The sequence below is a fragment of the Halorubellus litoreus genome (assembly GCF_037081675.1).
Lineage (GTDB): Archaea > Halobacteriota > Halobacteria > Halobacteriales > Natrialbaceae > Halorubellus > Halorubellus litoreus.
This window is the reverse complement of sequence record NZ_JAZAQL010000005.1, coordinates 76,067-89,363: the sequence shown is the minus strand read 5'-3', so window position 1 is coordinate 89,363 and position 13,297 is coordinate 76,067. Positions and strand designations below refer to the sequence as shown.

The following is a 13,297-nucleotide window of genomic DNA, read 5'->3' as shown; positions in this document are numbered from 1 at the left end:
TTACCATCTCATCCCCGTTGCGTCGGTCACGTCCACGTCCCCGAAGTTCCGGTAGAGGACGAGGATGATGCCGATACCGATGGCGACCTCCGCGGCCGCCAACGCCATCGTGAACAGTGCGAACGTCTGGCCCGTGAGGTTCCCCCAGTAGAGACTGAACGCGACGAAGTTGATGTTCGCCGCGTTCAGCATGAGCTCGACGCTCATCAGGAACATCAGGGCGTTCTTCCGCGTGAGGATACCGGCGAGCCCGATACAGAACAGGCCCGCGGACAGCACGAGGTAGTACTCGGCAGGTACCGCCATCAGGCGTCACCTCCGTCCGTGGACTCCTCGGCGACGTCCGGTTCGCTGCCACCGTCCGCCGCGACCGCACCGCGCGGCGCGGCGTCCTCGGACGACGTGAACAGCGTCACGACCGTACTCAGGCTCTCGCGTCGCGCGAGCGTCACCGCACCGACGAGCGCCGCGACGAGCACGAGGTCGATGATCTCGAACACCGCGAGGAAGCTCTCGCTCTTGAGTTCGTCGGGGAGCTGACCGGACAGCCCGAACATCGCGTACCCGATGGTCTCCGTGATGCTCACCGGCTCGGAGACGACGCCGTACGTCTGTCCACCGGCGGTGACGATCGTCGCGTTCACGCCGGAGTCCTCGGTGAGCAACGTCGACTCGTTCCCGCTCGCCGTCGACACCTGCGCGAACGTACCGTTAGCCGTCGTCTGGATGCTCGCGTTCGATGCGACGCTCGCGTCCCCGATGGACTCGTTCGCCACCTCGGCGTTCTGCGGGAACCCGGCCGCGTCCCCGATCGGTGCACCGAGGAACACTGCCGCCATCACCACGAACAGCCCGACCGCCGCCACCGCCGGCAGCAAACCGCTTGTGTCGCGTAACTCAGGTCTGGTCGTCATCTCTGTACCACCCCGCCTTCAGTATCGCTCTCGCGCGTCAACATCACGGCGAACGTGATGAGGATGAGAACCCCGCCCACGTAGACGAGGACCTGCATCGCCGCGAGGAACTCCGCTTGCAGCATCACGAAGTGAACCGCGACGCTGAGGAGGCTCACCCCCACGAGGAGTGCGGCGTGCCACACGTCCTCGACGAGGACGACCCCGGCCGCCGCCCCGAGGGTCACGACGGCGAACAGCGCGAAAGCGATGGTTTCTGCTAGTGCCATTGTTTCGTTTGCTTACTGATAGTCGACTTCGCCATCGCCCTCACCGATCCACGCACCACGGTCGGGTTCACGGGATTCGAGGGGGTCGATGTCTTTGTACCACGGAACGCTCTTCAGCTGTTCCTTGTTGTACACCAGTTCGTCCTTCGTGTCGCCCGTGAACTCGAAGTTCTGCGTGAGCAGGATCGCGTCCACCGGACACACCTCCTCGCACAGCCGACAGTAGATGCACTGTCCGATGTGGAGGTTGTACTGTTCGCCCTGACGCTGGTCGTCGGTGACGATGTGGATGGTGTCGTTCGGACAGACGTTCTCGCACTGCCGACACCAGATGCATCGTTCCTGACTGAACTTGTGTACCCCACGGAACCGCGCGGAGACCTCCGGCGTCTCCTCGGGGTACTGGACGGTGAACTTCTCACCGTCGAGCGCGTGCTTCATCGTCGTCGCCATGCCTTTCAGGATTCCAATCATGCTATCACCCCGACGAGAACGGCGGTGAGGAGCAGGTTCGCGAACGACAGCACGAGCATGCCCTTCCAGCCGATCTCGATGAGTTGGTCGATGCGGACGCGCGGGACCGCGGAGCGCGCCCACTGCGTGAGCAGGAAGAACGCCCAGATCTTGATCGTGAACCAGATGAATCCGGGGAGGACGGGTCCTGCGGGCCCGCCGAGGAAGAGCGTCGCCGCGATGGCGCCACCCAGGAAGATGTGGAGGAACTCTCCGAGGTAGATGAGGACGAAGTACACGGAGGAGTACTCCGTCTGGTACCCGGCGACGATCTCGGTCGGTGCCTCCGGGATGTCGAAGGGGTTCCGGCCGACCTCGGCGATGTTCGCGATCGTGAACAGCACGAACGCGAACGGGTTCACGAACGCGAACCACGGCGGAATCTGGAGGCCGGCGACCGAGAGCAGCGGCTCCGCGCCGCCACTGATGGTCTGCGCGGCGACGATCTCGCTCATCTGGAGCGACCCGGCGAAGATGACGACCGAGGCGCCCGTGAGGACGAGCGGGATCTCGTACGCGATGTTCTGCGCGATCGCGCGCAGCGACCCCATGAACGAGAACTTGTTCGAGCTCGCGTAGCCGGCCATCGTCAGTCCGAGCGTCGCGATGGACGCGACCGCGAACGCGTACGCGAGACCGGCTTCGGGGTCAGCTATCTGCATGTTGATGCCGAACAGCGACCCCATCGGGATGACCGCGAACGCGAAGAGCGCGGACCCGGCGACGACGAGCGGCGCGAGGTCGAACGCAGGCCGGTCGACGCGCTCGGGGATGATGAGTTCCTTCGAGAGCAGCCGGATCGCGTCCGCCGGAATCGTCAGGAGACCGAACGGCCCCATCCGGTTCGCCGCGTACCGGTCGGTGAACGCCGCCGTTATCTTCCGCTTCGCCCACGGCCCGGCGATACCGGTGTACGTGAGCATGATGGTGCCGATGATGCCGGCACCGACGATAGCGGCGAGGAACTCGCCGGCGACGCCGAAGTTCCCGAGTCCGGTTACCTGACTGATGAACTCGGGGAGCGTCTGCGTCGCCATCAGCGGTCCACCTCCCCGAGGACGATGTCGAGACTCCCGAGGCTCGCGATGAGGTCAGGGACGTACTCGCCCTGCGCCATCTCGGGGAGCGTCTGCAGGTTCGAGTAGCACGGACTCCGGATCTTGAACCGCGCCGGCTTGTCCGTCCCGTCCGCGCGCATGTAGATGCCGAGTTCGCCCTTCGCCGCCTCCACCGCACGGTAGACTTCCGTGTCGTTCTCCGGCTTCAGCGTCCGCGGGACGTTCGACTGGATGGTGCGCTCCTCCTCGGGCCACTCCTCGAGCAGGTCCACGCACTGCTGGATGATCTTCGCGGACTCCTCGACCTCCTGCATCCGCGTGAGGACGCGCGCGTAGTTGTCCATGCCGTCCTCGGTGACGACGTCCCAGTCGAGTTCGTCGTAGTACCCGTAGGGGTCGTCGCGCCGGAGGTCGTAGTCGACGCCGGACGCGCGAGCGACCGGCCCGGTCGCACCGTAGGACTTCGCGACGTCCGGCTCGAGGATGCCCGTGTCGACGCAGCGAAGCTGGAAGATCTCGTTGGACGTGATGAGGTCGTGGTACTCCTCGAGCTTCCCGGGGAGTTCGTCGAGGAAGTCCCGCGTCAGCTCGAAGAACTCCTCGCGGGGCTCGGGGAGGTCCCACGCCACGCCACCGAGCCGGAAGTAGTTGAACATCATCCGCTGGCCGGTGAGTTCCTCGAGGATGTTCTGGACGACCTCGCGGTCCCGGAACGCGTACTGGAAGATGGCGGTGAAGTCGCCGTAGACGTCCAGCGCGAACGTCCCGAGTGCGAGCATGTGCGCGGCGATACGGCAGAGTTCCGCGCCCATCGTCCGGATGACCTGCGCGTACTCCGGGACCTCGATGTCCGCGAGGTCCTCGGCGGCGCGCGCGTACGCCCATTCGTTGAGGAGGCCGGCGGAGACGTAGTCCCACCGGTCGGGGTACGGCATGATCTGGTGGCGGTACGTGCCGTTCTGGCACACCTGTTCCTCGCACCGGTGCAGGTACCCGATGTCGGATTCGACGTCCGCGACCGTCTCGCCGTCGAGCACGGTCTTGACGTGGAGGACGCCGTGGGTCGCCGGGTGGTGCGGACCGATGTTGAGGAACATCGTGTCGTTCTCCTCGTCCCGGTGGTCGTCCTTCAGCGGGTTGTCGTGCTGGCCGAGGGTGACGACCTGCGGGCGGTCCTGGTCGTAGTCCATCGACAGCGGGTGCCCCTGCCACGTCTCGGGCATGAGGATACGCCGCATGTCGGGGTGGTTCTCGTACTCGATACCGACCAGGTCGTACGCCTCGCGTTCGTGCCAGTCGCACGTCCGGTACGCGGCGTTCCCGGACTCACTCACGGGATTGTCCTTCGTTGCAGGGACGACGACGCTGACCTCGTTCGTCGGGTCGTCGTACTGCTTCAGGTGGTAGATGGACTCGTAGCGGTCCTCGTACTCCTGGGCGGTGACGAGCGAGCAGTGATCGAATCCGGCGTCGTCGCGGAGCGCGAGCAGCGTCTCCTCGACGGTGTCCGGGCGAACGACGACCGCGAGGTCGGCGTTCAGGTGCTCCTCGGTGTCGAGCACGCGGTCCCCGAGCAGGTCCAGGATCGCCTGCGGGTCGACGTCGCCGTTCGCGTCGAGCGTGTCGTCGCGTACGGGTTCCAGGCTCATGGCGAATCAGCCCAGTTGTACCGCATCGCGAGGGTTTCCTCGTCGATCTGGTCGGCGAGCTGGTCGACGACCTCGTCGCGCTCCATGTCCCCGAACTGCTCGAGCTCGTAGGGCTTGACCGTGACGGGACTGGATTCCCCGTTCGCGATCCGCTCTTGGAGTTTCGCGACGCCGTAGATGAGCGCCTCCGGGCGCGGCGGGCAACCCGGGACGTGGATGTCGACCGGGATGACCTCTTCTGCGCCCTTCACGACGTTGTAGCCCTCCTGGAACGGTCCACCGGAGATCGTACACGACCCCATGCCGACGACGAACTTCGGTTCGGGCATCTGGTCGTACACGCGCTTCATGCGCGGCGCGAACTTCGAGACGATGGTCCCGGGGACGATGATGACGTCCGCCTGTCGCGGGCTCGCCCGCGGCACGCCGGCGTGGAACCGGTCGAGGTCGTGCTTGATGGCGTACGTGTGGATCATCTCGATGCTGCAGCACGCGATACCGAACTGCAGCATGAACATCGACGACCCCCGCACCCAGTTCATGAACTTGTCGAACTTCGTGAGGATGAACGGGGAGGCGCCGAAGGCCTCGCGGAGCTTCGAGTTGAAGCGGTCGTCGAGGCCGGCTCCCATGCGTGCCTCACGCGTCTTGGTCAGTGCGTCTGTGCTGCCGCCGTCCGTGGTGTTGTCGGAACTCATTGTTTGACGGGGTTACTGTGTCTCGCTCGCCTGCGGGTCGCGCGCCCACTGCACGGCGCCGTTGTGCCACGCCCAGGCGAGCCCCACGACGAGGACGCCGATGAATACGAGCATCGGCGCCAGTACGGTCACGAGCCCGACGCCGTCTTCGAGAGCAGACCGATAGATGACCGTCCAAGGGAAGATGAGGACGGTCTCGATGTCGAAGACGACGAACAGGAGTGCGACCATGTAGTACTGGATGTTGAAGCGGATGCGAGTCCCGCCGGTGGGGACCTCACCGCTCTCGTACGTGGTGCGCTTACTGTCTTCTGGAACGCTCGGCCGCAACAGCGACGATACCAGCATCATACTCAGCGGTATCACCACTGAAACGACCCCGAGCGCCCCGACTGCTATCCATGGATTCATACCGTATACTCCGTATCATCCGTCGGTTTGAAGCGCTCCCATATAAGGGTTGATTCTTGTGGTTTTCGGGTTCTGGCCGGGGTGTCCGTCCGGAAGACGGAGGAATCGACGTGAGGCCGGTTCCCTGGGTTGTTTTGTTTCACCGAGCGCTTGCGCGCACGCGAGAGCGGGGTGGATTGAGTTCTGAGCGCTACGTCTGTCGTGGCTGGTCGCGTCTGTCGGTCGTGGCTAGTCGTGCTTCTCGCGGAAGCCCGGGGTCCCGAGCGTGTGGAGGTCGTGGGAGACGTCGGCGACGTCGGCTTTGAGGCCCTCGTGGTAGTCGACGAGGCGGTCGCGGAGGTCGTCGTGCTCGCGGGCGAGTATCATCGCGGCGGAGAGCGCGGCGTTGAAGCTCTTGCCGGCGTCGACGGCGGTGAGCGGGGCACCCGTGGGCATCCCGATGACGGAGTCGACGGACTTCTCCTGGACGGGGACGCCGACGACGGGGACGGGGTACGCGATGCTCGCGGTCATGTTCGGGAGGTCGGCGGACTTCCCGCCGGCTCCGGCGATGACGACGTCGAGCCCGCGTGCTTCGGCGGTCTCGGCGTACGCGTACATGAGTTCGGGCGTCCGGTGGGCGGAGACGACGAACGTCTCGAACGTGAAGCGCGCGTCGGGCGCGTCGTGGTAGTCGGTCTGTTCGGCGAACCCGAGTTCGTCGACGAGTGCGTCGTACGCGCCCGCCGAGTCGTCGGTCCCCATCATGACGTCGAGGTCGGAGTCCGACCCCATGACGATGCCGACGTCGGGCGTCTCGTCGCTGGGTCGGTCGTCGTCGGCCTGTGCGTGGAGGTCGTCGATGAGCGCTTGCAGTCTGTCTGTCATTGGTTGGTGTGAGGCTTCGCTGGGTGTGGGTCAGTCGAACGCGATGCTGTCGCGGAGGGTGCGGGCGCCGGCGAGCAGGTCGCCGACCGATTCGTCGGCCGTCTGGACGCACGTGACGTGACCCATCTTCCGGAGCGGGCGCGTCTCGCGTTTGCCGTACCAGTGGAGGTTCGCGCCGGGCGCTTCGAGGATGGCGTCGACGTCCGCGATGGCGGCGTCCCGCGAGTCGGTGCCGTCGCCGAGGAGGTTCGCCATCGCGGTCGGGCCGCGGAGGCCGGTGGCGGCGAGCGGCCATCCGAGGACGGCGCGGACGTGCTGCTCGAACTGGCTGGAGTGCGCGCCTTCGATCGTCCAGTGCCCGGAGTTGTGCGGGCGGGGTGCGATCTCGTTGACGGAGATGCTGCCGTCCGCGTGCTCGAAGAGCTCGATGCCGTAGACGCCGCGGCCGTCGAGGACGTCGAGGACGTCGAGTGCGACGTCGCGAGCGCGGTCGCGGACGTCGTCGCTCGTTCGGGCGGGGACGACGGTCTCGCGGAGTATCTGCTCGCGGTGAACGTTCTCGCCGACGGGGAACGCGGCGGTCCCGTCGTCGCCCTGGACGGCGATGACGGAGAGTTCGCGCTCGTAGTCGACGAACGATTCGACCATCGCGTTCCCTTCGCCGCCGACCTCGGCGAGCGCCGCGGCGTGGTCGGTGTCCTCGTCCACTGGGATGTTCCCGCGACCGTCGTACCCGCCGGTGCGCGCCTTCAGCATCGCTGGCGCGCCGAGGTCGTCGAGCGCGTCAGCGACGTCGCCCGGTGATTCCACCTCGCGGAAGTCCGGGACGGGGACGCCGGCGTCGGCGAGCGCGCGCTTCTGGACGAGCTTGTCGTGGATGAGATCGAGCGTCGCGGGCTTGGGGTGACAGGGGACGCCCGTGTCGCGCTCGATGCGTTCGAGCGCGTCCTGGTCGGCGAGTTCGATCTCGAACGTGAGGTAATCCGCGCGTTCGGCGAGGTCGCGGATGGCGTCGGTGTCGTCGAACTCGGCGACGATCTGGTCGCGCGCCGGTGGCGCGGCCGGACAGTCGGTTGTCGGGTCGAGAACGAGGACGTCGACGCCGAGGGGCGAGGCGGCTTCGGCGAGCATCCGTCCGAGCTGGCCGCCGCCGACGACCCCGAGCGTCGGGCCGGGCGTCGAGAGCGTGGTCATCACGCGAGGGGTTCTGGGGGCCGGCGCTTAACGGTTCCTCCTTTCATGCGCGCGACCGGCGGCCGTGATGGCCGCGCGGTCGGTCGCGTTCGTCGACCCGCCGACTGCTGGCTCGTCGAGCGCGCCGGCGACATCGGTGTCGCGGTCGACGAAGACGGTGACGGTGACGTTGCGCTGGGTGAGGTTGAACGTCGTCCGGTCGTAGCCGCCACCGAGTACCGTGGAGACGTTCCCGGCGAGCTGCGAGCGGACGACGACGACGGGCGGGTCGGTCGCTGCGAGGTCTTCGAGGCCGGCGAGCGTCCGCGCGCTGTCGGTCGTGGCGTTCATCGCTTCGGTGTACCACGGGAGCGGCAGGCGGTTGTACCAGCCTTCGTTCGCTTCGACGAGTTCGTACTCGCCGTCGTCGCGCTGCGTGTAGACGTCGCCGACGGGGAGGCGGTCGACGCGGTCGGGGTTCTCCAGGTAGAAGTACGCGCCGTAGTAGACGACGTCCGGGCCGTCGTCGTTCGCCGCGGCTGCGGCGTCGACGCGTTCGAGGGTGTCGCGGACGTCGTCGGCGGGCTGGCCGTACTGGACGAGCGGGTTGTCCTGGCTCTGCGGGTGGAGGTACGCGGTGCCGGCGGCGGTCGTGAGGGGGACCGCAAGCGCGACGCAGAGGACGATGGCGGCGACGCCGGCGACGCCGGGGTCGCGGTCGCGCGCTGCCGTCGCGAGGCGTCTGGCGACCGCGGCGAGGGCGACCGCGGCGGGGATGGCGAGCGGGACGACGACGTGGACGGCGTGCCAGGGAGCGTTCACGAGCATCGCGAGCGGGGTGACGAGCGCGGCGAGACCAGCCCAGACGAGTGCGAACTCGACGAGTTCGTCGCGCTCGCCGTAGCGGTTCGCGAGGAACCCGAGGACGCCAGCGGTGACGACGGTGAGGCTCGTGACCGCGAGCGTCAGGAGGAGCGGGAGCGTGAACGTGAGGTAGTCGTTGTGGTTGCTCGCGACCCAGACGCCGTAGTAGTCCGCGAGCGGATGGACGAGCCCGGCTTCGACGAGCGCGGGGAGCGCGAGCGGGTCCGCGAGCGAACTCCAGAGGCCGAGGCCGTCGGGGTTCCGTGGTGCGAAAAGGAAGAGCGTCAGCACGAGGAACCAGACGGTTGCGAGGACGCCGGGCGCGCGCCATCGGCGGACGCGCGCGCCGAGGTCGGTGCCGCGGAGGAGGACGCCGACGATGCCCGCGGCGGCGGCGACCCACGTGAGCGCGAACGCGACGTCGCGGCTCCCGGTCGCGAGCGGCGACCCGAGGAAGCCGGAGGCGCCGACGTACGCGGCGACGACGCCGCCGACGAGCCAGACCGCGTTCCGGTCGACGATGCGGTCGGCGTCCTGGAGCGCGAGTCCGGCGAGGAGCGCGACGACGGCAACGAGGATGGCGACGACGACCGTCGAGAACGGCCCGAACGCGAGGACGACGACGGGGTTGAAGACCGCGACGACCGCCATCTCGGGCGTGCCGCGCGCCCGGACCGCGGCGACGAGTTCGCCGCCGCGGCGATGGTCGAAGACGGGTCGTCGGGCGACGGCGCGGAGGAACGCGCGCTGGTCCGCGACGACGAGCCCAGCGGCGACCCAGAACGCGACGTAGAGGAGGGCGTTGGCTTTCGACGCGAACGCGAGCGCGCCGAACGTGCTCGCGGCGTACAGGTACCGCGGGTTCCCGCTGTGTCGCGTGCGGACGAGGAACCCGAGCGCGGCGAGCGCGAACGCGGCGACGAGGACGTCGTTCCGGAGGTATCGCGAGTAGTAGACGAGCACGGGGTTCGCGGCGAGGAGGACGCCGAACGCGAGCAGTTCGCTGTCCCGGAGGTGGTCGCGGAACAGCCACGCCGCCAGCGGGAGGAGGCCGCCGACGACCGCGACGGGGAGGCGCGCGACGAGGTCGGACGCGCCGACGAGTTCGAAGAGGACGCGGTCGACGTGGTAGAGCAACGGGCCGTGCGTGACCGGGCGGTACTCGAAGACGCCGGTCGCGGCGTACCGGAGGACGTCGTACCCGAGGCGCGCCTCGCCCCAGGACGCGATGCGGTCGCCGAGCGCGAGCAACCGGGCGAGCGTTCCGGCGACCGCGAGCGCGAGCAGCGCGGCGAACGTGCCGCGTCGGTCGGTCCGACGAGAGGTCATCGTCCCCCACCTGTTCCCCGGAGGGTAAGGGCTTTGCCAATCCCCGTGACCGCGGACCGCGCGCCCGAAGCGATTCGCAACCCACGATGCTGTGGCAACGTTTGCTCGGGCGTCCGGTCCCGGTAGGTTCTTGTGGCGTCTCGGCAACCGGTGGTGTATGGCACGGCTCGGACTGGTGGTTGCCGAATTCAATCGGTCGGTCACCGCGGAGATGGAGGACGCTGCGCTGTCGGCGGCCGAGGCGCGCGACGCCGAGGTCGTCGACGTCACGTCGGTCCCCGGCGCGTACGACTCGCCGCTGGCGGCGGACCGACTGGCGCGACGGGACGACGTCGACGCGGTCGCGGTCGTCGGCGCGATCGTCACCGGCGACACGAACCACGACGAGGTCATCGGGAACGCGACCGCCCAGAAGCTCACGGACGTGAGCCTGGAGCGGGACACCCCCGTGACCCTCGGCGTGACCGGGCCGGGTATGAGCGGTGCGGAAGCCAGGGAGCGCGTCGAGAACGCCGCGCACGCGGTCGACGGCGCGCTCGACCTGGTCGCTGAACTCGAGGACGACTCATGACCATGGATTTCGCTTCTCGCGTCGAACGCGTGGAACCGAGCGCGACGCTGGCCATCTCGAACGCCGCCTCCGAACTCGAAGCGGAGGGGCACGACGTGGTGGACTTGAGCGTCGGTGAACCAGACTTCCCGACCCCGGAGAACGTCGTGCAGGCGGGGAAGGACGCGATGGACGCCGGCCACACCGGCTACACGTCCAGTAACGGCATCCCCGAACTGAAGGACGCCATCGTCGACAAGCTCGCGGACGACGGCCTCGATTACGCGACCGACGAGGTCGTGGTGACGCCCGGCGGCAAGCAGGGCCTGTTCGAGGTCATCATGAGCCTCATCGACGACGGCGACGAGGTCGTGCTCCTGGACCCGGCGTGGGTGTCATACGAGGCGATGGTGAAGATGGCGGGCGGCACGCTCAGTCGCGTGGACACGTCGCCGTACGACTTCCAGCTCGAACCGGCGCTCGACGAACTCGCGGACGTCGTGAGCGACGACACCGAGTTGCTCGTCGTGAACTCGCCGAGCAACCCCACCGGCGCAGTGTACTCGGACGCGGCGATGGAGGGCGTGCGGGACCTCGCCGTCGAGCACGACGTCGCGGTCATCAGCGACGAGATATACAAGGAGATCACGTACGGCGTCGAGTCCACAAGCCTCGGGAGCCTGGACGGGATGGGCGACCGCACCATCACCCTGAACGGGTTCTCGAAGGCGTACTCGATGACGGGGTGGCGGCTGGGCTACTACGCGGCGCCCCAGGCGCTCGTCGACCAATCCAGCAAGCTCCACTCGCACTCCGTCTCCTGTGCGGTGAACTTCGTGCAGCACGCGGGCGTTGAGGCACTCCAGAACACCGAGGACGCGGTCGCGGAGATGGTGGAGGCGTTCGAGTCCCGCCGGGACCTCCTCGTGGACCTCTTCGACGACCACGGCGTGCACGCGGCGACGCCCGACGGGGCGTTCTACCTCATGCCCGAGGTCGCCGACGACGACCAAGCGTGGTGCGAAGCCGCCATCGAGGACGCGCACGTCGCCACCGTCCCCGGGAGCGCGTTCGGCACGCCCGGCTACGCGCGACTGTCCTACGCCGCGAGCGAGGAACGCCTGAAGGAGGGCGTGCAGCGACTCGCCGACGAAGGTCTGCTGTAAGCACGCGGTACCGAGCGGTCCGCTCCGGATTCTCTCCTGTTTGGTTCGACAGCGTCCCCTCAGCCAGTGGTCAGTTCCGCGCCCCCTCTCGGAGGTCCCGGAGGATCGGCGCGAGGCTGTCTCGGACCACGATGTACGCGAACCCGAGGAGGACGGCACCCAGCACTGCCCCCCACGCGGCGAGGACGGTGTCGCCCGACCGGAGCATGTCGAACGCGAACCGCTCGACGTAGGCGCCGCCCACCGAGAGGGAAACGCCGACCGAGCCGAAGAACAGTACCTGCAAGAGTTCGGGGACGACCTCGCCCACAGTCGATAGCATGCCCGGCGGTTGGCAATCAGTATCTGAAGCCCTTTCGGTTTTCGCAACCGAAACTACTTTTATATCCGAGGTTGCTCGTAACGCTATGACCGGTCGATACGGCGACCTCGACTATCCCTCGCTCACGAAACGCAGCTTCCTCCTCGGCGTGTGCCTCCTGATCGTCGGCGAGGTCGGTGATGCCTTCCTCAGCCAGTACGGCGGCACGGTGCCGGCGTGGGAACACCAGTTGCTCGTCAGTGCAGCCGTCCTCGGCGTCCTCATCGCGCTCTGTTCACCGTTCGTCTTCGGTATCGTCCTGCCGTTGACGGAGTGACGTCACTCCGCTCGCGTGTGGTTCGCGTCGCGGGACTCGAATGCAGCGACGAGATCCTCCGGGAACGTCCCGGGCGAGAAGATGGAGACGACGTCGCCAGCGTCGATGCGAGTCTCCCCGTTCGGCGTGATGCGCTCCTCGCCGCGCTCGATACTGACCACCAGCACCTCGTCCGAGAGCAACCCCTCGTCGTTCGCGTCTTCGAGGGTTAGCCCCCGTATCTCCGCGTCCTCCGAGACCGTGAACTCGACGACCTCCGCACCACCGACGACGTTCTGGAAGTCCCGGACCGCGGACTGCGGTTCGTCCCCGTTCGGCGCGAACGACTGGTAGGGGCGGAACGACTCGTTCCGCAGGATGTCCTCGCGTTTGATGGTCGCGCCGAGGTCCGAGAGCACTCGCGCGATGCGGTCGATGTCGTCGGTCGTCTCCCCCACGGCCGTGATGAGGAGGTTGTCCTGGCCCGCGAGGAGCTCTCGGACGTTCACCACGCCGCGCTTCGAGAGCGCCTCGGACGCGATAGCCGACCGCTCGCTGACGGGCACGGTGCACGTGAACTGCGTCACGACCTTCCCGTCGGTCGCCTCGTAGTCGACGTCGGCGTGATACCCGCGGATGATGCCGTTCTCCTCCAGTTGCCGGATGCGGTTCCGGATGGTCGCGGGCGTGACGTCGACCTCCTCGGCGATCATCGGTGCGGACGTGTTCCTGGCGTCCGCCGCGAGATGATACAGTATCAGTTGGTCGATCTCGTCGATGCGGTAGTTCACGTCCGAACGTACTCTCGGTCCGAAGAAATGCATTACGCACCCGGTACCACGGCGGACGCGACGCCCCAGCCCAGTCCTGGTTAGCGAACTGTCGAAGACACGACAGCCCACCCACTAGAATCCTCAATGCCTAATACACGCCCTCCTCATTATCTATTAGCAAATTCTATACCCTGCTAGTTTTTGTATCCTCATTCTAGAGGTGGTGGTATGGCGACTGAAGACGGTCTGTCACCGATGGAACGATTGCGGTCGCACTACGACCACGAGGAACTCACCTGCGCCGAGTGCGGGTACGAGGACGACGACGGCCACTGGCAGAGTGAGACCAACGGCAGCGAAGTCCACTACTTCCACGAGTGCCCGCAGTGCGGCGCCGTGCGCGAACACACCCTCTCCATCTCGGGCGACTGACGCACCGCACGAAA

Annotated in this window: 17 protein-coding genes; 4 read left to right on the top strand and 13 right to left on the bottom strand. The window is 67.2% G+C overall.

Going from position 1 to position 13,297, the window contains the following annotated elements; translation table 11 throughout:
* The 11 genes from nuoK to VYJ16_RS19700 form a co-directional block, all read right to left on the bottom strand.
* The gene (gene nuoK / locus VYJ16_RS19750; RefSeq protein ID WP_336352039.1) at positions 1-306 is read right to left on the bottom strand and encodes an NADH-quinone oxidoreductase subunit NuoK; all 306 of its coding nucleotides are present in this window, start codon (positions 304-306) and stop codon (positions 1-3) included.
* Positions 306-914 (bottom strand): hypothetical protein, encoded by a 609-nt coding sequence (locus VYJ16_RS19745; RefSeq protein ID WP_336352038.1) that lies wholly within the window; start codon positions 912-914, stop codon positions 306-308. The genes nuoK and VYJ16_RS19745 overlap by 1 nt, the downstream gene beginning before the upstream one ends.
* Positions 911-1,183 carry an NADH-quinone oxidoreductase subunit J gene (locus VYJ16_RS19740; RefSeq protein ID WP_336352037.1) on the bottom strand — a complete coding sequence of 91 codons (273 nt, stop codon included), beginning with the start codon at positions 1,181-1,183 and terminating at the stop codon, positions 911-913. The genes VYJ16_RS19745 and VYJ16_RS19740 overlap by 4 nt, the downstream gene beginning before the upstream one ends.
* A 12-nt stretch (positions 1,184-1,195) precedes the next feature.
* Positions 1,196-1,657, bottom strand: coding sequence for a NuoI/complex I 23 kDa subunit family protein (locus VYJ16_RS19735; RefSeq protein ID WP_323676685.1), 462 nt, complete (start codon positions 1,655-1,657; stop codon positions 1,196-1,198).
* Positions 1,654-2,733: a complex I subunit 1/NuoH family protein gene (locus VYJ16_RS19730; protein WP_336352036.1), complete on the bottom strand. Its 1,080-nt coding sequence runs from the start codon at positions 2,731-2,733 to the stop codon at positions 1,654-1,656. The genes VYJ16_RS19735 and VYJ16_RS19730 overlap by 4 nt, the downstream gene beginning before the upstream one ends.
* Complete coding sequence (locus VYJ16_RS19725; protein WP_336352035.1) at positions 2,733-4,403, bottom strand: NADH-quinone oxidoreductase subunit D; 1,671 nt, start codon at positions 4,401-4,403, stop codon at positions 2,733-2,735. The genes VYJ16_RS19730 and VYJ16_RS19725 overlap by 1 nt, the downstream gene beginning before the upstream one ends.
* Positions 4,400-5,101 carry an NADH-quinone oxidoreductase subunit B gene (locus tag VYJ16_RS19720; protein WP_336352034.1) on the bottom strand — a complete coding sequence of 234 codons (702 nt, stop codon included), beginning with the start codon at positions 5,099-5,101 and terminating at the stop codon, positions 4,400-4,402. The genes VYJ16_RS19725 and VYJ16_RS19720 overlap by 4 nt, the downstream gene beginning before the upstream one ends.
* Before the next feature lie 12 nt (positions 5,102-5,113).
* Positions 5,114-5,512: an NADH-quinone oxidoreductase subunit A gene (locus VYJ16_RS19715; protein ID WP_336352033.1), complete on the bottom strand. Its 399-nt coding sequence runs from the start codon at positions 5,510-5,512 to the stop codon at positions 5,114-5,116.
* Between the two features lie 228 nt (positions 5,513-5,740).
* Complete coding sequence (locus tag VYJ16_RS19710; protein WP_336352032.1) at positions 5,741-6,379, bottom strand: AIR carboxylase family protein; 639 nt, start codon at positions 6,377-6,379, stop codon at positions 5,741-5,743.
* A gap of 30 nt (positions 6,380-6,409) precedes the next feature.
* Entirely contained in the window at positions 6,410-7,573 is a 1,164-nt protein-coding gene (locus VYJ16_RS19705) for a 5-(carboxyamino)imidazole ribonucleotide synthase (RefSeq protein ID WP_336352031.1), read from the bottom strand.
* A gap of 27 nt (positions 7,574-7,600) precedes the next feature.
* Positions 7,601-9,745 carry a flippase activity-associated protein Agl23 gene (locus tag VYJ16_RS19700; RefSeq protein WP_336352030.1) on the bottom strand — a complete coding sequence of 715 codons (2,145 nt, stop codon included), beginning with the start codon at positions 9,743-9,745 and terminating at the stop codon, positions 7,601-7,603.
* Positions 9,746-9,902: 157 nt separating this feature from the next.
* Here VYJ16_RS19700 and ribH point away from each other — a divergent pair, with 157 nt between their 5' ends.
* Both ribH and VYJ16_RS19690 read left to right on the top strand, forming a co-directional pair.
* Positions 9,903-10,316 (top strand): 6,7-dimethyl-8-ribityllumazine synthase, encoded by a 414-nt coding sequence (ribH, locus tag VYJ16_RS19695; protein WP_336352029.1) that lies wholly within the window; start codon positions 9,903-9,905, stop codon positions 10,314-10,316.
* On the top strand, positions 10,313-11,461 hold the full coding sequence (locus VYJ16_RS19690) for a pyridoxal phosphate-dependent aminotransferase (RefSeq protein WP_336352028.1): 1,149 nt from the start codon (positions 10,313-10,315) through the stop codon (positions 11,459-11,461). The genes ribH and VYJ16_RS19690 overlap by 4 nt, the downstream gene beginning before the upstream one ends.
* Before the next feature lie 70 nt (positions 11,462-11,531).
* Here VYJ16_RS19690 and VYJ16_RS19685 read toward each other — a convergent pair whose 3' ends face one another.
* Positions 11,532-11,783: a DUF8151 family protein gene (locus VYJ16_RS19685; RefSeq protein ID WP_336352027.1), complete on the bottom strand. Its 252-nt coding sequence runs from the start codon at positions 11,781-11,783 to the stop codon at positions 11,532-11,534.
* Between the two features lie 85 nt (positions 11,784-11,868).
* Here VYJ16_RS19685 and VYJ16_RS19680 point away from each other — a divergent pair, with 85 nt between their 5' ends.
* Entirely contained in the window at positions 11,869-12,099 is a 231-nt protein-coding gene (locus VYJ16_RS19680) for a DUF7860 family protein (RefSeq protein WP_336352026.1), read from the top strand.
* A gap of 2 nt (positions 12,100-12,101) precedes the next feature.
* Here the strand turns inward: VYJ16_RS19680 and VYJ16_RS19675 are convergent, their stop codons facing one another.
* Complete coding sequence (locus VYJ16_RS19675; protein WP_336352025.1) at positions 12,102-12,869, bottom strand: Lrp/AsnC family transcriptional regulator; 768 nt, start codon at positions 12,867-12,869, stop codon at positions 12,102-12,104.
* A 210-nt stretch (positions 12,870-13,079) separates the two neighbouring features.
* On the opposite strand from VYJ16_RS19675, the gene VYJ16_RS19670 reads away from it, so the two are divergent.
* Positions 13,080-13,283, top strand: coding sequence for an HVO_0649 family zinc finger protein (locus VYJ16_RS19670; protein ID WP_336352024.1), 204 nt, complete (start codon positions 13,080-13,082; stop codon positions 13,281-13,283).
* The last annotated feature ends 14 nt before the right edge of the window (positions 13,284-13,297 follow it).

Bases quoted from the DNA above. Each gene is read 5' to 3' on its own strand.
- nuoK (WP_336352039.1), bottom strand. From the start codon at position 306: ATGGCGGTACCTGCCGAGTACTACCTCGTGCTGTCCGCGGGCCTGTTC.
- VYJ16_RS19745 (WP_336352038.1), bottom strand. From the start codon at position 914: ATGACGACCAGACCTGAGTTACGCGACACAAGCGGTTTGCTGCCGGCG.
- VYJ16_RS19740 (WP_336352037.1), bottom strand. From the start codon at position 1,183: ATGGCACTAGCAGAAACCATCGCTTTCGCGCTGTTCGCCGTCGTGACC.
- VYJ16_RS19735 (WP_323676685.1), bottom strand. From the start codon at position 1,657: ATGATTGGAATCCTGAAAGGCATGGCGACGACGATGAAGCACGCGCTC.
- VYJ16_RS19730 (WP_336352036.1), bottom strand. From the start codon at position 2,733: ATGGCGACGCAGACGCTCCCCGAGTTCATCAGTCAGGTAACCGGACTC.
- VYJ16_RS19725 (WP_336352035.1), bottom strand. From the start codon at position 4,403: ATGAGCCTGGAACCCGTACGCGACGACACGCTCGACGCGAACGGCGAC.
- VYJ16_RS19720 (WP_336352034.1), bottom strand. From the start codon at position 5,101: ATGAGTTCCGACAACACCACGGACGGCGGCAGCACAGACGCACTGACC.
- VYJ16_RS19715 (WP_336352033.1), bottom strand. From the start codon at position 5,512: ATGAATCCATGGATAGCAGTCGGGGCGCTCGGGGTCGTTTCAGTGGTG.
- VYJ16_RS19710 (WP_336352032.1), bottom strand. From the start codon at position 6,379: ATGACAGACAGACTGCAAGCGCTCATCGACGACCTCCACGCACAGGCC.
- VYJ16_RS19705 (WP_336352031.1), bottom strand. From the start codon at position 7,573: ATGACCACGCTCTCGACGCCCGGCCCGACGCTCGGGGTCGTCGGCGGC.
- VYJ16_RS19700 (WP_336352030.1), bottom strand. From the start codon at position 9,745: ATGACCTCTCGTCGGACCGACCGACGCGGCACGTTCGCCGCGCTGCTC.
- ribH (WP_336352029.1), top strand. From the start codon at position 9,903: ATGGCACGGCTCGGACTGGTGGTTGCCGAATTCAATCGGTCGGTCACC.
- VYJ16_RS19690 (WP_336352028.1), top strand. From the start codon at position 10,313: ATGACCATGGATTTCGCTTCTCGCGTCGAACGCGTGGAACCGAGCGCG.
- VYJ16_RS19685 (WP_336352027.1), bottom strand. From the start codon at position 11,783: ATGCTATCGACTGTGGGCGAGGTCGTCCCCGAACTCTTGCAGGTACTG.
- VYJ16_RS19680 (WP_336352026.1), top strand. From the start codon at position 11,869: ATGACCGGTCGATACGGCGACCTCGACTATCCCTCGCTCACGAAACGC.
- VYJ16_RS19670 (WP_336352024.1), top strand. From the start codon at position 13,080: ATGGCGACTGAAGACGGTCTGTCACCGATGGAACGATTGCGGTCGCAC.